Raw genomic sequence first — 17,860 nt, forward strand, 5'->3', positions numbered from 1 at the left:
TGTACGTTCAAGGATCCTATGAGCAAGCCCACTGTCGACCCTACCTCGAATTCCAAGACTGGACCGGCCGTTCCGGTCAACTTCCTGCGCCCGATCATCCAGGCGGACCTGGACTCGGGTAAGCACACGCAGATCGTGACCCGCTTCCCGCCGGAGCCCAACGGCTACCTGCACATCGGTCACGCCAAGTCGATCTGTGTGAACTTCGGTCTGGCCCAGGAATTCGGCGGCGTCACTCACCTGCGTTTCGACGACACCAACCCGGCCAAGGAAGACCAGGAATACATCGACGCCATCGAAAGCGACGTCAAGTGGCTGGGCTTCGAATGGTCCGGCGAAGTGCGCTATGCCTCGCAGTATTTCGACCAGTTGCACGACTGGGCGGTGGAGCTGATCAAGGCGGGCAAGGCCTATGTCTGCGACCTGACCCCTGAGCAAGCCAAGGAATACCGCGGCAGCTTGACCGAGCCGGGCAAGAACAGCCCGTTCCGCGAGCGCTCGGTAGAAGAGAACCTGGACTGGTTCGCACGCATGCGTGCCGGTGAGTTCGCTGATGGCGCACGGGTACTGCGGGCCAAGATCGACATGGCTTCGCCGAACATGAACCTGCGCGACCCGATCATGTATCGCATCCGTCACGCTCACCACCACCAGACCGGTGACAAGTGGTGCATCTACCCGAACTATGACTTCACCCACGGCCAGTCGGATGCCATCGAAGGCATCACCCACTCGATCTGCACCCTGGAGTTCGAAAGCCATCGCCCGCTGTACGAATGGTTCCTCGACAGCCTGCCGGTACCGGCGCACCCGCGCCAGTATGAGTTCAGCCGCCTGAACCTGAACTACACCATCACCAGCAAGCGCAAGCTCAAGCAATTGGTGGACGAGCAGCACGTCAACGGTTGGGACGACCCACGCATGTCGACCCTGTCGGGTTTCCGTCGTCGTGGCTACACGCCCCAATCCATCCGCAACTTCTGCGAGATGATCGGCACCAACCGTTCCGACGGCGTGGTGGACTTCGGCATGCTGGAATTCAGCATCCGTGACGATCTGGACCACAGTGCGCCGCGCGCCATGTGCGTGCTGCGTCCGCTGAAAGTCGTGATCACCAACTACCCGGAAGGCCAGGTCGAGAACCTCGAACTGCCGCGTCATCCGAAAGAAGACATGGGCGTGCGTGCACTGCCATTCGCCCGTGAGATCTATATCGACCGTGACGACTTCATGGAAGAGCCGCCAAAGGGCTACAAGCGCCTGGAGCCGGCCGGTGAAGTGCGCCTGCGTGGCAGCTACGTGATCCGTGCCGACGAGGCGATCAAGGATGCCGACGGCAATATCGTCGAGCTGCGTTGCTCGTATGATCCGGACACCCTGGGCAAGAACCCTGAAGGCCGCAAGGTCAAGGGCGTGGTTCACTGGGTGCCGGCTGCCGCCAGCGTCGAGTGTGAAGTGCGCCTGTACGATCGTCTGTTCCGTTCGGCGAACCCTGAAAAGGCCGAAGACAGCGCCAGCTTCCTCGACAACATCAACCCTGACTCCCTGCAAGTGCTCACTGGTTGTCGTGCTGAACCCTCCCTGGGCAACGCACAGCCGGAAGACCGTTTCCAGTTCGAGCGCGAAGGCTACTTCTGCGCGGATATCAAGGACTCGAAACCAGGTGCTCCGGTATTCAACCGTACTGTGACCCTGCGCGACTCCTGGGGTCAGTGATTCAGTCAAGGAACTAACGTGCTTACGATCTACAACACGCTCACCAAGAGCAAAGAAGTCTTCAAGCCGCTGGATGGCAACAATGTGCGCATGTATGTCTGCGGGATGACCGTGTACGACTACTGTCACATCGGCCATGGCCGCAGCATGGTGGCGTTTGACCTGGTAACCCGCTGGCTGCGGTTCAGCGGTTACAACCTGACCTATGTGCGCAACATCACCGACATCGAAGACAAGATCATCAATCGGGCCCGCGAGAACGGCGAGCCGTTCGATGTGCTGACCGAGCGCATGATCACCGCGATGCACGAGGACGAGGCGCGCCTCAACATCCTCAAACCGGACATGGAGCCGCGGGCCACGGATCATATCCCGGGCATGTTGACGATGATCCAGACCCTGATCGACAAGGGTTACGCATATGCTCCAGGGAATGGCGACGTGTACTACCGCGTCGCCAAGTTCATGGGCTACGGCAAGCTGTCGCGCAAGAAGATCGAAGACCTGCGCATTGGTGCACGGATCGAAGTCGACGAGTCGAAACAGGACCCGCTGGACTTTGTACTGTGGAAAGCCACCAAGCCGGGCGAGCCGAGCTGGGAGTCGCCGTGGGGCGCCGGACGTCCGGGTTGGCACATCGAATGCTCGGTGATGTCCACCTGCTGCCTGGGCGAGACCTTCGACATTCATGGCGGCGGCAGCGACCTGGAATTCCCGCACCATGAAAACGAAATTGCCCAGAGCGAAGCGGCCACCGGCAAGACCTACGCCAACGCGTGGATGCACTGCGGGATGATTCGCATCAATGGCGAGAAGATGTCCAAGTCCTTGAACAACTTCTTCACCATTCGCGATGTGCTCGCCAAGTACCATCCGGAAGTGGTGCGTTACCTGCTGGTAGCCAGCCACTACCGCAGCGCCATCAACTACTCGGAAGACAACCTCAAGGACGCCAAGGGCGCCCTCGAGCGTTTCTACCACGCGCTCAAGGGCCTGCCGAAAGTGGCGCCGGCCGGTGGTGAAGCCTTTGTCGAACGTTTCACCCAGGTGATGAACGACGACTTCGGCACCCCGGAAGCCTGCGCCGTGCTGTTCGAAATGGTGCGCGAGATCAACCGCCTGCGCGAGAGTGATGTCGATGCGGCGGCCGGTCTGGCGGCTCGCCTGAAAGAGCTGGCCAGCGTCCTGGGCGTGCTGCAACTGGAGGCCGATGATTTCCTGCAGGCCGGTGCCGAAGGCCGGGTCGATGCTGCAGAAGTCGAGGCGCTGATTCAGGCTCGCCTGGCGGCCCGTGCCAACAAGGACTGGGCCGAGTCCGACCGGATCCGTGACCAGATCACCGCAATGGGTGTGATCCTGGAAGACGGCAAGGGCGGCACTACCTGGCGTCTGGCTGACTAAGCCGACGTTTGCTGCAACAAGAAACCCGCCTGGTGCGGGTTTTTTGTTGCCCGTAGAACAGTGCCTGCTTGCTCAGGCCAGCGAAGCGAGGCGCTCCACCGTGTCGGGGTAGCGCTCCACCAGGCGTATCAGGGTCGTGGCCTGGGCATTGGGTGTGGCGCGGCCCTGTTCCCAGTTTTCCAGGGTGCGGGTGTTGGTACGCAGGTACATGGCGAATACCGAGCGCGAGAGGTTGAGTTGCTGGCGGATGTGCATCACCTCGGCGGCGGTAATGGGCGGCAGTTTGTCGAGCTTCACTTTATGGCTGCGCAGGGTGATCTTGCCCTGACGTTCCTGGGTGAGGGCGTCGATGCCTTCTACCAGTTCGGAAAAGATGTCACGTTTGGTCATGTCTTCTGGCCTCGATTTCACGTTCCAGCAGTTGTTTGAGCTGTTGTCGCTGCTGCGGTAGCAGGTCGTCCATCTGGTCCTTGTCGAACAAGGTAAAGAGCCAGAACTGCGCTCCTCCGGACCACCAGTAATAAATCACCCTAAGCCCGCCACGCTTGCCCTTGTTGCGTCGCTCATCGACGAAACGCATCTTGCGCAAGCCAGCGGTGCCTTGAATGAGATCACCCGCGTGCGGGTGTTGCAGCAACTCGATCTGCAGTTCGCAGAACAACTCGTCATCAAGGAAGTCCTTTCGGTATCGCTGAAATGCCGGCAGTTCAATAAACAAAGCATTCATATACTACGCTTCCTGCGTACACATTGGAGGGTGCTGCAGCTTTGGTCAACCCCCGCTGAGCGCCGCGTTTGATCTGGCAACAGTTTATGCCGCCAGCCTCTGGCTGAATCTCGGACCAGGCCGCTGCGACAGGAAAGGCAATTCCGAGTTTTGCCGGGAAGAGGGCAGGGCAGGGCCCAGAAACGCAAAACGGCACCCGAAGGTGCCGTTCTGTTTGGTGCGCTGAAGCCTAGGCGATCAACCCGCCAGACCGGAGTGCTGGACCAGGGTCAACAGCGGCTGCGGATAGACGCCGAGGAAGAACGCCAGGACCGCGATGGCCAGCAGCATGACGCCACCGGCTTTCTGTTCCCAGTGCAGTTGTGCATCGACGCGACGCAGGTTCGGCTCGATCAGGAACAGCGTCACCATTACCCGCAGGTAGTAGAAGACGCCGATCGCGCTACCCATGACCAGAGAGCCTACCAACCACCATTGGTGTGCTTCGACACCAGTGGCAATGATGTAGAACTTGCCGATAAAGCCTGCAGTCAGCGGAATGCCGGCCAGGGACAGCATCATCACGGTGAGCACGGCGGTCAGGTACGGACGGCGCCAGAACAGGCCGCGGTATTCGTACAGGGCGTCGGCGTCACGGCCTTTGTACGGTGAAGACATCAGGGTAATTACGCCGAAAGCACCGAGGCTGGTGATCACGTAAGTGACCAGGTATACGCCGATGGCTTCCATCGCCAGGCCCTTGCTTGCCACCAGGGCGATCAGCAGGTAGCCGAAGTGGGCGATGGACGAGTAACCCAGCAGACGCTTGAGGTTGCTCTGGGTCAGCGCCAGCAAGTTGCCTACCAGGATCGACGCAATGGCAATCACCGTCAGCACGTCGCTCAGGATACCGCTGCTGGCCACTGGCGAGAGCTGGAACAGACGCACCAGCACCGCGAACACCGCGACCTTGCTGGCGGTTGCCAGGAAGGCTGCCACTGGGGCTGGAGCGCCTTCGTAGACGTCCGGGGTCCAGAGGTGGAAAGGCACCAGCGACAGCTTGAACGCCAGGCCGATCAGCATCATGCCCAGACCCAGTTGCGCCAGCGGGCTTGGCAGCCCGGTGGCAGCGAGGGCGTGGCCGATGCCGCTGAAGCTCAGGCTGCCGGCTTCGGCGTAGAGCAGTGCCATGCCGAACAACAGGAAGCCTGAGCCGGCGGCCGACAGCACCATGTACTTGATGCCGGCTTCCAGCGAGCGCTTGTTGAAGAAGGCATAGGCTACTAGGCCGTAGACCGGTACCGAGAGCAGTTCCAGGCCGATGAACAGGCCAGCCAGGTTCTGCGCACTGACCAGCACCAGACCACCAGCGGCGGCCAGCAGGATCAGCAGATACAGCTCTTCACGGTTGCCTGGGTAACCGCTGCTGCCATCGCCCAGGTAGGCGTGGGCGAGGGTAACGCAGGCCAGAGTGGCCACCAGGATCAGGGCCATGTACAGGCAGGCGAACTGGTCGATCTGCAGCAGGGGCGTTACTGCCAGTGGTGCGACTTTCAGCACCGGGAAGATCGACAGCAATGCCAGGTTCAGGCCCGCCACTGAAAGCAGGAAGGTCTGGGCGTGGTTGCGACGCCAGGCGATCGCCAACATCACCACCACAAGGGTGGCGCTGGTGATCAACAGCGGCGCCAGGGCGATAAAGTGTTGAATGGTAAAGTCCATAGCGCTCTTACCGGGCCGAAGCGAGTTGAGTGAAGGCGGTGCTGAGCCATTGCTGCACGCCATGCATGGTGGCGGCAGAGGTATCGAGGAACGGTTGCGGGTACACGCCGAGATAGATCAGCAGTACCGCCAGTCCCAGCACCATGATCAGTTCGCGAGCATCCATGCCATGTAGCACGGCGTCCGATTTGGACGGGCCGAAGTAGGCACGGTGGATCATGATCAGCGAGTAGACCGAACCGAACACCAGACCAGAGGTGGCGATCGCGGTGATCCACGGTGCGCTGGCGAAGGTTCCGATCAGGATCAGGAATTCGCCGACGAAGTTGCCGGTGCCCGGCAAGCCCAGGGACGCCGCCGCAAAGAACAGGCTGATGGCTGGCAGGTAGGCAATCTTCGACCACAGGCCGCCCATTTCACGCATGTCGCGAGTATGGGTGCGCTCGTACAACTGGCCGCTGAGAATAAACAGTGCGGCTGCCGAAACACCGTGAGCCAGCATCTGGATCACCGCGCCCTGCAGGGCCAACTGGCTGCCGGAGTAGATGCCGATCAGCACGAAGCCCATGTGGGAAACGCTGGAGAAGGCGATCAGGCGCTTGATGTCGGTCTGAGCGAAGGCCAGGAAGGCCCCGTAGAAGATCCCGACCAGACCCAGGGTCATGGCGATCGGTGCAAACTCAGCCGAAGCATTGGGGAACAGCGGCAGGGCAAAGCGCAGCAGGCCGTAGGCCGCAGTCTTCAGCAGGATACCGGCCAGGTCCACGGAACCGGCGGTCGGTGCCTGGGCGTGAGCGTCAGGCAACCAGGAGTGGAACGGTACCACCGGCAGCTTCACCGCGAAGGCGATGAAGAAGCCGAGCATCAGGATGTACTCGGTGGTGGTCGACATCTTGGTTTTCAGCAACTGGGCGTAATCGAAAGTGATCACCCCGGTGTTGTTGAAGTTGACCAGCACCAGGCCAAGGATCGCCACCAGCATGATCAGGCCGGAAGCCTGGGTGAAGATGAAGAACTTGGTCGCCGCGTAGATCCGGGTTTTCTTGCCGTCCGCCGAGCTGTGACCCCAGAGCGCGATGAGGAAGTACATCGGCACCAGCATCATTTCCCAGAAGAAGAAGAACATGAACAGGTCGAGGGCCAGGAACACGCCGACAACACCGCCCAGAATCCACATCAGGTTCAGGTGGAAGAAGCCCACGTGACGCTGGATCTCTTTCCAGGAGCAGAGTACCGAGAGGATACCCAGCAGGCCGGTCAGCAGGATCATCAACAACGACAGGCCGTCCAGGGCCAGGTGCACGTTGATGCCGAAGCGTTCGATCCAGACATGCTTGAACTCGAGGGCCCAAGTCGGATCGACGCCAGGTGCCGGAGCGAATGAATAATTACCGTGGGACCACAGCCAGAGGCCGAGGGCGAGTTCCAGGGTCATGGTCAACAGCGCAATCCAGCGCGGGAGGGTGGCGCCGAAGCGCTCAGCCATCCAGCACAGCAGGCCGCCGATGAAGGGGATCAGGATTAGCCAAGGCAGAATCATGACGGGCTCAATTCCTTTCGCAAGTTCGCAAGGTTCATATCAGACCGCTACCAGCACGATGGCGCCGATGACCAGCACGGCACCAGCTGCCATCGAAGCGGCGTACCAACGCAGTTGACCGGTTTCGGTACGGCTCAGGGAGTTGTGGCCCCCTTTGGCTATACGCGGGATCAAACCGATGGTTTGATCGAACGGGTCCTTGCGCAGTACATGGCTGATGGCCAGGTATGGCTTGACGAACAGTTTGTCGTAGATCCAGTCGAAGCCCCAGGCGGCGAACCACCAGGCCGAGAGCAGACGCCCAATGCCGCTGTTGGCGATGGCAGTGACGACGCGACGCTTGCCGAGGAACAACAGGGCTGCCAGCAGGATACCGGCCAGGGCGATGGCGCCCGAGGCGATTTCCAGGCTGTGCTTGGCTTCGCCGCCGGCATGCCCAATGCTTTGCGGCAGTACGCCGTGCAGCGGTGGGGTGATCATGGCGCCGATGGCGGTGGACAGGATGATCAGCACCGACAGGGGCAGCCAGTGGGAGATCCCGTGACCGGCGTGGGCTTCAGTCTTGGCTTCACCGTGGAAGGTGATGAAGATCAGGCGGAAGGTGTACAGCGAGGTCATGAACGCACCCACCAAGCCGGCGTACAGCAGGCCATGGTTGCCGCTGGCGAAGGCTTCCCAGAGGATCTCGTCCTTGGAGTAGAAGCCCGCAGTCACCAGTGGCAGGGCCGCAAGGGCCGCGCCGCCGACGATGAAGCTGGCATAGGCCAGTGGCAGCTTTTTCCACAGACCGCCCATCTTGAAGATGTTCTGCTCGTGGTGGCAGGCAACGATCACCGCACCGGAAGCAAGGAACAACAGGGCCTTGAAGAAGGCGTGGGTCATCAGGTGGAAGATCGCGCCATCCCAGGCACCAACGCCCAGGGCCAGGAACATGTAGCCGATCTGGCTCATGGTCGAGTAGGCAAGGATGCGCTTGATGTCGGTCTGTACCAGCGCGGCGAAGCCGGCCAGTACCAGGGTCACACCGCCGACCACGCCCACCAGGTGCAGGATGTCCGGCGCCAGGGTGAACAGGCCGTGGGTCCGGGCGATCAGGTAGACGCCAGCAGTCACCATGGTTGCAGCGTGGATCAGTGCCGATACCGGGGTCGGGCCGGCCATCGCATCCGCCAGCCAGGTTTGCAGTGGCAGTTGTGCCGATTTACCGACAGCACCGCCCAGCAGCATCAGGGTCGCCAGGGTGATCCAGAAGTCGCCGGCCTGGAATTTCTGCGGTGCCAGCACCAGCAGTTCCTGGATGTTCAGCGTGCCCACCTGTTGGAACAGGATGAACAGGCCGATGGCCATGAACACGTCGCCGATACGGGTAACGATAAAGGCCTTGAGTGCAGCGTTACCGTTGTTGCGGTTGCTGTAGTAGAAACCGATCAACAGGTAGGAGCACAGACCCACGCCTTCCCAGCCGAAGTACAGGAACAACAGGTTATCGCCCAGGACCAGGAACAGCATGCTGGCGATAAACAGGTTGGTGTAGGCGAAGAACCGCGAGTAACCGGCTTCACCGCGCATGTACCAGGAGGCAAACAGGTGGATCAGGAAGCCGACACCGACCACGACGCCGAGCATGGTGATCGACAGACCGTCGATATACAGGGCGAAGTTCGGGGTGAAACCCTCTACTGCCATCCACTGCCACAACACCAGGGTGTAGTGGCCACCTTCAGGAGGCGCGACGTTGAATTGCCAGATCACATAGGCGGCCACGATGGCCGAGAGGCCGATGGAGCCGACGCCGATCAGGGCCGCAAGGTTTTCCGAGATGCGTCCACGGGAGAACGACAGCAGCAGAAAGCCGATCAGGGGGAATAGGAAAGTCAGAAAGATAAGGTTCATCCGCGCATCTCGCTGGCAGCGTCGATATCAAGCGTATGGAAGCGGCGATACAGTTGCAGCAGGATCGCCAGGCCAATACTGGCTTCGGCGGCTGCGAGGCTGATCACCAGGATGAACATGACTTGTCCATCCGGCTGCGCCCAGCGGGCGCCGGCAACGATGAAGGCCAATGCAGAGGCATTCATCATTACTTCCAGGCTCATCAATACGAAGAGAATGTTGCGGCGGACCATCAGGCCGACCAGACCGAGGCAGAACAGGATGCCGGCAACTGCCAGGCCATGTTCCATTGGGATAGTACCCAGAGAGATATCAGGCATGGGGTTACTCCTTCGCCTCGTTGCGGCCCAGGTGGAACGCCGTGACGGCTGCAGCGAGCAGCAGCATCGAGGCGAGTTCGACCACCAGCAGATAAGGGCCGAACAGGCTGATGCCCACGGCCTTGGCGCTGACGGTGGTGTGGCCGATGCCGGCACCGCTCTGGTGGCTGAACAGTACGTACAGCAGTTCAGCCAGCAGCAGGGCACCGAGAATCACCGGACCGATCCAGATGCCCGGCGTGAGCCAGATGCGCTCTTGCTGGGCGGCGGCCGGGCCGAGGTTGAGCATCATCACCACGAACACGAACAGCACCATGATGGCGCCGGCGTAGGCGATCACTTCCAGGGCACCGGCGAACGGCGCGCCGAGGCTGAAGAAGGTCATCGCCACGGCGATCAGCGAAATGATCAGGTAGAGCAGGGCGTGCACAGGGTTGGTGTTAGTCACCACTCGAAGCGTGGAAACCACTGCAACACCTGACGCGAAATAGAAAGCGAATTCCATCTTTCTTCCTTAAGGCAGCAAGCTCTTCACGTTGATCGGTTCGGCTTCATTCTGCGCGGAGCCCTTCGGCTTCCCGGCAATGGCCATACCTGCAACACGATAGAAGTTGTAATCAGGGTTCTTTCCGGGACCGGAGATCAGCAGATCTTCTTTCTCGTAAACCAGATCCTGACGTTTGAACTCGGCCATCTCGAAATCCGGTGTCAGCTGGATCGCGGTGGTCGGGCAGGCTTCCTCGCAGAGGCCGCAGAAAATGCAGCGCGAGAAGTTGATGCGGAAGAAGTCCGGGTACCAGCGACCGTCTTCGGTTTCAGCTTTCTGCAGCGAGATGCAACCCACCGGGCAGGCCACGGCGCACAGGTTGCAGGCTACACAGCGCTCTTCGCCATCGGGGTCGCGGGTCAGCACGATGCGGCCACGGTAGCGCGGCGGCAGGTAGACCGGCTCTTCGGGGTATTGCAGGGTGTCGCGCTTGCGAAAGCCATGGCCGAAGACCATCACCAGGCTGCGCAACTGGGTACCAGTACCCTTAACGATGTCGCCAATATATTTGAACATGGGTCAAATCCTCACTGAACCGCGCCCGCTGGCGTGTTCAACAACACGACCGCAGCGGTCACCAGCAAATTGATCAGGGTCAGCGGCAGGCAGAATTTCCAGCTGAAATCCATCACCTGGTCATAACGCGGACGCGGGATGGAGGCGCGCAGCAGAATGAACAGCATGATGAAGAACGCGGTCTTCAGGGCAAACCAGATGAACGACAGTTGCGGCAGGATGCCGAACGGACCGTGCCAGCCACCGAAGAACAGGGTGACCAACAGTGCCGAGATCAAGATGATGCCGATGTACTCGCCAACGAAGAACATGCCCCATTTCATGCCGGCGTATTCAATATGGTAGCCGTCGGCCAGTTCCTGTTCCGCTTCCGGCTGGTCGAAGGGGTGACGGTGAGTCACGGCCACGCCAGCGATGAAGAAGGTACAGAAGCCGAAGAACTGCGGAATGATGAACCACAGGTTCTGCGCCTGGTACTCGACGATGTCGCGCATGTTGAACGAACCGACCTGGACCACGATGCCCATCAGCGCCAGGCCCATGAACACTTCATAGGACACGGTCTGGGCCGAAGCCCGCAGGGCACCCAGCAAGGCGAACTTGTTGTTGCTCGACCAGCCGGCGAACAGCACCGCGTAGACCGACAGGCCGGCCATGGCGAAGAAGAACAGCAGGCCGATGTTCAGGTCCGCCACGCCCCAGGTCGGGGTGATCGGGATGATCGAGAAGGCGATCAGCAAGGCGCTCATGGCCACTACCGGCGCCAGGGTGAAGATCACCTTGTCGGCGAACGGTGGGGTCCAGTCTTCCTTGAAGAACATCTTCAGCATGTCGGCGGCGATCTGGAACATGCCGAATGGGCCAACGCGGTTCGGACCGTAACGGTCCTGCCACCAGCCCAGCAGGCGACGCTCGACAAAGCTCAACAGTGCACCTGCGACCACCACGGCCAGCAGAATGACGATGGCCTTGATCACGGTCAGGATCACGTCGATCACTTCAGGGGTAAACCAACTCATTGCGCCGCCTCCTGCAGACCGTCAACGGATTTGCCAAAGATAGCCGGAGGGATCCCCGGCAGACCGGCTGGCAGGCCTACCAGGCCGGCACCCAGCTCTTCGTTGATACGCAGCGGCAGACGCAGGGTCTGGCCGGCCACGTTCACCGCGAGCAAGGCGCCATCGTTGACACCCAGGCGATCGGCCTCGGACTTGGCCAGGGCCACATAGGCTGCAGGGATGCGTTCCTGCACCGGAGCGGCTTTCGAAGAGTTCTCCTCACTGCCGAACAGATGGTAGAACGGCACGGCTTGCCAGGTGCCCTGCGCCGGGGAGAAGGCCCGCGGTACGCTGGCGAACCAGCTGAGGCGGTCGCCCTGGCTTTCGATCAGGCGAGTACCCGGGTCACCGGCACGCAGGTGGCCACCGACTTCGTCCTGGAACTTGTTCCAGGCCTGTGGCGAGTTCCAGCCTGGCGACCAGGCGAATGGTACTTGCGAGCGCGGTTCGGCAGAGCCCGAGTAACCTTCCATGGAGTAGGCGAAGGCGGTATCCGGGTCTTGCGGGGTACGCGGTTCGTGCACGCTCTGGTTGGCGCGCATGGCGGTACGGCCGCTGTAGCGCAGCGGTTCGCGAGCCAGTTTCATGCCCTTGATACGGAACGCCGCGGAAGGTGCGGCTTCGACGATGCTGGCCAGTTGCGCAGTGCTCGCGGCGCAGGCAGCGGTCACGTGGTCCAGCTGGGTCCAGTCCACCGGCTTGTCCAGCAAGGTAGAGCGCAGGGCATGCAGCCAACGCCAGCCTTCGTGGACCATGATGCTGGCGTCCAGGTAGGTCGGGTCGAAGACCTGGAAGAAGCGCTGGGCGCGACCTTCCTGACTGACCAGGGTGCCGTCGCCTTCGGCGAAGCTCGCCGCCGACAGCACCAGGTGCGCACGCTCAAGGGTGGCGGTCTGTTGGTGATCGGCAACGATTACCACCTTCGCCGCGCTCAGCGCTGCATCCACCGTGGCCGCATCGGTGCGGGTGTACAGGTCGTTTTCCAGCACTACGATGGCGTCGGCACGGCCAGAGATCACCGCTTGCAGGGCTGCGTCCAGGGATTCGCCGCCGAGCATGGCCAGGCCGAGGCTGTTGGCCTCTGGCACCACCAGGCTGATGGAGCCGGCTTTCTCGCGCAGCTTCAGGGCCTTGGCGATGTTGGCCGCGGCTTCGATCAATGCCTTGGAACCCAGGGAAGTACCGGCAATGATCAGCGGACGCTTGGCTGCCAGCAGGGCATCGGCGATGCGCTTGGCCAGTTCCAGGGCGTCGCTGTCCAGGCCTTCCACGGCAGGGGCGCTGGCGTCGATGGCGTGGGCCACGGCGAAACCGATGCGCGCCAGGTCGTCGGGAGCGGCGTGTACACACTCCTCGGCGATGTCGTCGAGCTTGGTTTCAGCCAGGCTGGCAATGAACAGTGGGTTCAGTGCGTGCTGGCCGATGTTTTTAACGGCGGCGTCGAGCCACGGCTGAACGCGCATGGCGTCGGCCATTTCCTCGGCCTTGCCCTTGACCGACTGGCGCAGGGCCAGGGCCATGCGGGCGGCGGTCTGGGTCAGGTCTTCGCCAAGGACGAAGACCGCGTCGTGGTCTTCGATGTCGCGCATGTTCGGAACCGGCAGCGGGCTGTCGTTCAGAACCTGCAGCACCAGGCGGATGCGCTCCAGCTCGGAGGCCTCGATACCCGAGTAGAAGTGCTCGGCGCCCACCAGTTCACGCAGTGCGTAGTTGCTTTCCAGGCTGGCGCGAGGCGAGCCGATACCGACGATATTGCGACCGCGCAACAGATCGGCGGCCTGGTCCAGTGCCTGGTCCAGGGTCAGCTTGGTGCCGTCGGCCAGGCGGGGCTGGCGTGGACGGTCCTTGCGGTTGACGTAGCCATAACCGAAACGGCCACGGTCGCAGAGGAAGTACTGGTTCACCGAGCCGTTGTAGCGGTTCTCGATGCGGCGCAGCTCGCCGTAGCGCTCGCCCGGGGAGATGTTGCAACCGCTGGAGCAGCCATGGCAGATGCTCGGTGAGAACTGCATGTCCCACTTGCGGTTGTAGCGCTCGGAGTGAGTCTTGTCGGTGAACACACCGGTCGGGCAGACCTCGGTGAGGTTGCCGGAGAACTCGCTTTCCAGCACGCCGTCTTCAACGCGCCCGAAGTACACGTTGTCGTGGGCGCCGTACACACCGAGGTCAGTGCCGCCGGCGTAGTCCTTGTAGAAGCGCACGCAGCGATAGCAGGCGATGCAGCGGTTCATCTCGTGGGAAATGAACGGGCCGAGGTCCTGGTTCTGGTGGGTACGCTTGGTGAAGCGATAACGGCGCTCGTTGTGGCCGGTCATCACTGTCATGTCTTGCAGGTGGCAGTGACCGCCTTCCTCGCAGACCGGGCAGTCGTGCGGGTGGTTGGTCATCAGCCATTCTACGACGCTGGCGCGGAAGGCCTTGGACTCTTCATCGTCGATGGAGATCCAGGTGTTGTCGGTGGCTGGGGTCATGCAGGACATGACGATACGACCACGGGTGTCGTTCTCGTCGGTGTATTGCTTGACCGCGCACTGGCGACATGCGCCGACGCTACCTAAAGCTGGGTGCCAGCAGAAATAAGGGATGTCGAGGCCTAGTGACAGACATGCCTGTAACAGGTTGTCTGCCCCATCGACTTCGAGCGCTTTGCCGTCTACGTGGATAGTGGCCATGGTTCAAAGTTCTTCGTTGGCCCGGTGTCAGCGGGCGTGGCTAATGGAATCTTGTTATCCGTACGAGTCAACACAGCCGTTCACGGCGTCATCGCACGTCAAGCGCAGGGCACGGGCCCGGCGCCTTTATAGGTGTTACGCGCCGACTACGATCGGACGTGCCAGAGGCGGGACAGCAGCGCTGGTGGGCGCAATGCCGGCTTCGAACTCTGGACGGAAATACTTGATGGCGCTGCCCAATGGTTCCACGGCACCCGGTGCGTGAGCACAGAAGGTCTTGCCCGGGCCGAGGAAACCCACCAGACCCAGCAGGGTCTCGATGTCGCCGGGTTGACCTTCGCCGTTCTCGATGGCCATCAGCAGCTTGACGCTCCAGGGCAGGCCGTCGCGGCAAGGGGTGCAGAAGCCGCAGGATTCGCGGGCGAAGAACTGTTCCATGTTGCGCAGCAGGGACACCATGTTGACGCTGTCGTCCACGGCCATGGCCAGGCCGGTACCCATGCGGGTGCCCACCTTGGCGATGCCACCGGCGTACATTTGTGCGTCCAGGTGCTCCGGCAACAGGAAGCCGGTACCAGCGCCGCCAGGTTGCCAGCACTTGAGCTTGAAGCCGTCGCGCATGCCGCCGGCGTAGTCTTCGAACAGCTCGCGCGCGGTGACGCCAAATGGCAGCTCCCACAGGCCAGGGTTCTTCACTTTGCCGGAGAAGCCCATCAGCTTGGTGCCGTGGTCCTCACTGCCTTCACGGGCCAGGGATTTGTACCACTCCACGCCGTCGCCGATGATCGCCGGCACGTTGCACAGGGTCTCGACGTTGTTCACGCAAGTCGGCTTGCCCCACACGCCCACGGCGGCAGGGAAGGGCGGCTTGGAGCGCGGGTTGGCGCGGCGGCCTTCCAGAGAGTTGATCAGTGCGGTTTCTTCACCGCAGATGTAACGTCCGGCGCCGGTATGGACGAACAGCTCGAAATCGAAACCGCTGCCGAGGATGTTCTTGCCCAGCAGGCCGGCGGCCTTGGCTTCTTCCACGGCGCGACGCAGGTTCGCGGCGGCGGTGGTGTACTCGCCACGCAGGAAGATGTAGCCGCGGTAGGTCTTCAATGCGCGAGCACTGATCAGCATGCCTTCGATCAGCAGATGGGGCAGTTGCTCCATCAGCATGCGGTCCTTCCAAGTGTTGGGCTCCATTTCATCCGCGTTGCACAGCAGGTAGCGGATGTTCATGGATTCGTCTTTGGGCATCAGGCCCCACTTCACCCCAGTGGGGAAGCCTGCACCGCCGCGACCCTTGAGGCCCGCGTCCTTGACGGTCTGCACAATGTCGTCCTGGGACAGGTCGGCAAAGGCCTTGCGGGCCGCTGCGTAGCCGTTCTTCGTCTGGTACTCGTCGAGCCACACGGGCTCGCCGTCGTCACGCAGGCGCCAGGTCAGGGGGTGGGTTTCTGCGCTGCGCTGGATGCGGTTTGCAGGACCGAAAGAGGTCAGGGTCATACGTAGCCCTCCAACAGTTTGGCCACGCCAGCAGGCTGTACGTCGCCGAAAGTGTCGTCATCGATCATCAGTGCCGGGGCCTTGTCGCAGTTGCCCAGGCAGCACACCGGCAGCAGGGTGAAGCGGCCGTCGCTGGTGGTCTGGCCGAGGCCGATGCCCAGCTCGCTCTGGATCTGGCTGACTACCGATTCATGGCCGCCGATGTAGCAGACCATGCTGTCGCAGACGCGAATGATGTGGCGGCCTACCGGCTGACGGAAGATCTGGCTGTAGAACGTCGCCACGCCCTCCACGTCGCTGGCCGGAATGCCGAGGATCTCGCCGATGGCGTAGACCGCGCCATCTGGCACCCAGCCCCGCTCCTTCTGGACGATCTTCAGGGCTTCGATCGACGCCGCGCGCGGGTCTTCGTAGTGATGCATCTCGTGCTCGATGGCCGAGCGCTCGGTTTCGCTCAGGGCGAAACGGTCTGTCTGGATAAGCGTGCTGTTCATGCTTAGCGGTCCACGTCGGCCATAACGAAGTCGATACTACCCAGGTACGCGATCAAGTCCGCGACCATGCTGCCTTTGATCACCGAAGGGATCTGCTGCAGGTGCGGAAAGCTTGGGGTACGGATCCGGGTGCGATAGCTCATGGTGCCGCCATCGCTCGTCAGGTAATAACTGTTGATGCCCTTGGTCGCTTCGATCATCTGGAAGGATTCGTTGGCCGGCATTACCGGGCCCCACGAAACTTGCAGGAAGTGCGTGATCAAGGTCTCGATGTGCTGCAGGGTGCGCTCTTTCGGTGGCGGCGTGGTCAGCGGGTGATCCGCCTTGTACGGGCCTTCCGGCATGTTGCGCATGCATTGGTCGATGATCTTGATGCTCTGGCGCATTTCTTCGACGCGAACCATGCAACGGTCGTAGGCATCGCCATTGGCCGCCAGCGGCACTTCGAACTCGAAATTTTCGTAGCCGGAGTAAGGGCGGGCCTTGCGCAGGTCGAAATCGCAACCGGTGGAGCGCAGGCCGGCACCGGTGACGCCCCATTCCAAGGCTTCCTTGGTGTTGTAGGCGGCAACGCCGATGGTCCGGCCCTTGAGGATACTGTTCTGCAGGGCAGCCTTGGTGTATTCGTCGAGGCGCTTGGGCAGCCATTCGACGAAGTCCTTGACCAGCTTGTCCCAGCCGCGCGGCAGGTCGTGGGCGACGCCACCGATGCGGTACCAGGCCGGGTGCAGACGGAAACCGGTGATGGCTTCGATCACCGTGTAGGCCTTCTGGCGGTCGGTGAAGGTGAAGAACACCGGAGTCATGGCGCCGACGTCCTGGATGTAGGTACCCAGGAACAGCAGGTGGCTGGTGATACGGAAGAACTCGGCCATCATGATGCGGATGACGTCGACCTTCTCCGGCACCTTGATGCCGGCCAGCTTCTCTACCGACAGAACATACGGCAGGTTGTTCATCACCCCACCGAGGTAGTCGATACGGTCGGTGTAGGGGATGAAGCTGTGCCACGACTGGCGCTCAGCCATCTTCTCGGCGCCACGGTGGTGGTAGCCGATGTCCGGTACGCAGTCGACGATCTCTTCGCCGTCCAACTGCAGGATGATACGGAAGGCACCGTGGGCCGAAGGGTGGTTCGGGCCCAGGTTGAGGAACATGTAGTCCTCGTTGGCGCCGGAGCGTTTCATGCCCCAGTCTTCCGGACGGAAGCGCGCAGCTTCTTCTTCCAGCTGTTGCTTGGCCAGGTTCAGGGTGAACGGATCGAACTCGGTAGCCCGGGCAGGGAAGTCCTTGCGCAGCGGGTGACCTTCCCAGGTCGGCGGCATCATGATGCGCGACAGGTGCGGGTGGCCGGCAAAGTCGATGCCGAACATGTCCCAGACTTCACGCTCGTACCAGTTGGCGTTGGGCCAGATACCGGTCACGGTCGGCAGGCTGAGGTCGCTCTCGGACAAGGCAACCTTGATCATCACGTCGCTGTTACGTTCGATCGACAGCAGGTGATAGAAGACGCTGAAGTCGGCACCTGGCAGGCCTTGGCGCTTGGTGCGCAGGCGCTCGTCCACGCCGTGCAGGTCATAGAGCATGACGTACGGCTTGGGCAGGTTGCGCAGGAAGGTCAGGACTTCGACGAGTTTGGCGCGGGTAACCCAAAGCACCGGCATGCCGGTGCGGGTGGCCTGGGCGGTGAACGCCTCAGGGCCAAAACGGTTATTCAGTTCGACGACCACATCCTGGTCGTCAGCCTTATAAGGCGGGATGTACAGAGCACTGCCTGTAGTCAT

General features: G+C 61.5%; 15 protein-coding genes. 2 read left to right on the forward strand and 13 right to left on the reverse strand.

Annotated features, from left to right (window positions below; genetic code table 11):
• Positions 1–18 precede the first annotated feature (18 nt).
• Positions 19–1,716 carry a glutamine--tRNA ligase/YqeY domain fusion protein gene (locus tag GV819_RS18190; RefSeq protein ID WP_161757435.1) on the forward strand — a complete coding sequence of 566 codons (1,698 nt, stop codon included), beginning with the start codon at positions 19–21 and terminating at the stop codon, positions 1,714–1,716.
• 18 nt (positions 1,717–1,734) lie between these two features.
• Positions 1,735–3,117, forward strand: coding sequence for a cysteine--tRNA ligase (cysS, locus tag GV819_RS18195; protein ID WP_161757436.1), 1,383 nt, complete (start codon positions 1,735–1,737; stop codon positions 3,115–3,117).
• A 72-nt stretch (positions 3,118–3,189) separates the two neighbouring features.
• Here cysS and GV819_RS18200 read toward each other — a convergent pair whose 3' ends face one another.
• The 13 genes from GV819_RS18200 to nuoC all read right to left on the reverse strand — a co-directional run bounded on the left by GV819_RS18200 (position 3,190) and on the right by nuoC (position 17,860).
• Entirely contained in the window at positions 3,190–3,507 is a 318-nt protein-coding gene (locus GV819_RS18200; RefSeq protein ID WP_161757437.1) for a helix-turn-helix domain-containing protein, read from the reverse strand.
• On the reverse strand, positions 3,494–3,844 hold the full coding sequence (locus GV819_RS18205; protein ID WP_161757438.1) for a toxin: 351 nt from the start codon (positions 3,842–3,844) through the stop codon (positions 3,494–3,496). Before GV819_RS18205 ends, GV819_RS18200 begins: the two co-directional genes overlap by 14 nt.
• A gap of 237 nt (positions 3,845–4,081) precedes the next feature.
• Positions 4,082–5,545 carry an NADH-quinone oxidoreductase subunit NuoN gene (nuoN, locus tag GV819_RS18210; RefSeq protein WP_161757439.1) on the reverse strand — a complete coding sequence of 488 codons (1,464 nt, stop codon included), beginning with the start codon at positions 5,543–5,545 and terminating at the stop codon, positions 4,082–4,084.
• A gap of 7 nt (positions 5,546–5,552) precedes the next feature.
• Positions 5,553–7,085 (reverse strand): NADH-quinone oxidoreductase subunit M, encoded by a 1,533-nt coding sequence (gene nuoM / locus GV819_RS18215; protein ID WP_161757440.1) that lies wholly within the window; start codon positions 7,083–7,085, stop codon positions 5,553–5,555.
• Between the two features lie 39 nt (positions 7,086–7,124).
• Entirely contained in the window at positions 7,125–8,978 is a 1,854-nt protein-coding gene (gene nuoL / locus GV819_RS18220) for an NADH-quinone oxidoreductase subunit L (RefSeq protein WP_161757441.1), read from the reverse strand.
• Entirely contained in the window at positions 8,975–9,283 is a 309-nt protein-coding gene (gene nuoK / locus GV819_RS18225) for an NADH-quinone oxidoreductase subunit NuoK (RefSeq protein WP_161757537.1), read from the reverse strand. Before nuoK ends, nuoL begins: the two co-directional genes overlap by 4 nt.
• Positions 9,284–9,302: 19 nt before the next feature.
• The gene (gene nuoJ, locus GV819_RS18230) at positions 9,303–9,803 is read right to left on the reverse strand and encodes an NADH-quinone oxidoreductase subunit J (protein ID WP_161757442.1); all 501 of its coding nucleotides are present in this window, start codon (positions 9,801–9,803) and stop codon (positions 9,303–9,305) included.
• 9 nt (positions 9,804–9,812) lie between these two features.
• Complete coding sequence (nuoI, locus tag GV819_RS18235; protein WP_003223795.1) at positions 9,813–10,361, reverse strand: NADH-quinone oxidoreductase subunit NuoI; 549 nt, start codon at positions 10,359–10,361, stop codon at positions 9,813–9,815.
• Positions 10,362–10,372: 11 nt separating this feature from the next.
• On the reverse strand, positions 10,373–11,380 hold the full coding sequence (gene nuoH / locus GV819_RS18240) for an NADH-quinone oxidoreductase subunit NuoH (RefSeq protein ID WP_161757443.1): 1,008 nt from the start codon (positions 11,378–11,380) through the stop codon (positions 10,373–10,375).
• Positions 11,377–14,091 (reverse strand): NADH-quinone oxidoreductase subunit NuoG, encoded by a 2,715-nt coding sequence (nuoG, locus tag GV819_RS18245; protein ID WP_161757444.1) that lies wholly within the window; start codon positions 14,089–14,091, stop codon positions 11,377–11,379. Before nuoG ends, nuoH begins: the two co-directional genes overlap by 4 nt.
• 135 nt (positions 14,092–14,226) lie before the next feature.
• Positions 14,227–15,582, reverse strand: coding sequence for an NADH-quinone oxidoreductase subunit NuoF (gene nuoF, locus GV819_RS18250; protein WP_161757445.1), 1,356 nt, complete (start codon positions 15,580–15,582; stop codon positions 14,227–14,229).
• Positions 15,579–16,076 carry an NADH-quinone oxidoreductase subunit NuoE gene (gene nuoE, locus GV819_RS18255; RefSeq protein WP_161757446.1) on the reverse strand — a complete coding sequence of 166 codons (498 nt, stop codon included), beginning with the start codon at positions 16,074–16,076 and terminating at the stop codon, positions 15,579–15,581. The genes nuoF and nuoE overlap by 4 nt, the downstream gene beginning before the upstream one ends.
• 2 nt (positions 16,077–16,078) lie before the next feature.
• Complete coding sequence (gene nuoC / locus GV819_RS18260) at positions 16,079–17,860, reverse strand: NADH-quinone oxidoreductase subunit C/D (RefSeq protein WP_161757447.1); 1,782 nt, start codon at positions 17,858–17,860, stop codon at positions 16,079–16,081.

The sequence above is a fragment of the Pseudomonas sp. Fl5BN2 genome (assembly GCF_009908205.1).
In the GTDB taxonomy this organism is placed as follows: Bacteria; Pseudomonadota; Gammaproteobacteria; order Pseudomonadales; family Pseudomonadaceae; genus Aquipseudomonas.

Bases quoted from the DNA above. Each gene is read 5' to 3' on its own strand.
- GV819_RS18190 (WP_161757435.1), top strand. From the start codon at position 19: ATGAGCAAGCCCACTGTCGACCCTACCTCGAATTCCAAGACTGGACCG.
- GV819_RS18200 (WP_161757437.1), bottom strand. From the start codon at position 3,507: ATGACCAAACGTGACATCTTTTCCGAACTGGTAGAAGGCATCGACGCC.
- GV819_RS18205 (WP_161757438.1), bottom strand. From the start codon at position 3,844: ATGAATGCTTTGTTTATTGAACTGCCGGCATTTCAGCGATACCGAAAG.
- nuoN (WP_161757439.1), bottom strand. From the start codon at position 5,545: ATGGACTTTACCATTCAACACTTTATCGCCCTGGCGCCGCTGTTGATC.
- nuoM (WP_161757440.1), bottom strand. From the start codon at position 7,085: ATGATTCTGCCTTGGCTAATCCTGATCCCCTTCATCGGCGGCCTGCTG.
- nuoL (WP_161757441.1), bottom strand. From the start codon at position 8,978: ATGAACCTTATCTTTCTGACTTTCCTATTCCCCCTGATCGGCTTTCTG.
- nuoJ (WP_161757442.1), bottom strand. From the start codon at position 9,803: ATGGAATTCGCTTTCTATTTCGCGTCAGGTGTTGCAGTGGTTTCCACG.
- nuoI (WP_003223795.1), bottom strand. From the start codon at position 10,361: ATGTTCAAATATATTGGCGACATCGTTAAGGGTACTGGTACCCAGTTG.
- nuoH (WP_161757443.1), bottom strand. From the start codon at position 11,380: ATGAGTTGGTTTACCCCTGAAGTGATCGACGTGATCCTGACCGTGATC.
- nuoG (WP_161757444.1), bottom strand. From the start codon at position 14,091: ATGGCCACTATCCACGTAGACGGCAAAGCGCTCGAAGTCGATGGGGCA.
- nuoF (WP_161757445.1), bottom strand. From the start codon at position 15,582: ATGACCCTGACCTCTTTCGGTCCTGCAAACCGCATCCAGCGCAGCGCA.
- nuoE (WP_161757446.1), bottom strand. From the start codon at position 16,076: ATGAACAGCACGCTTATCCAGACAGACCGTTTCGCCCTGAGCGAAACC.
- nuoC (WP_161757447.1), bottom strand. From the start codon at position 17,860: ATGACTACAGGCAGTGCTCTGTACATCCCGCCTTATAAGGCTGACGAC.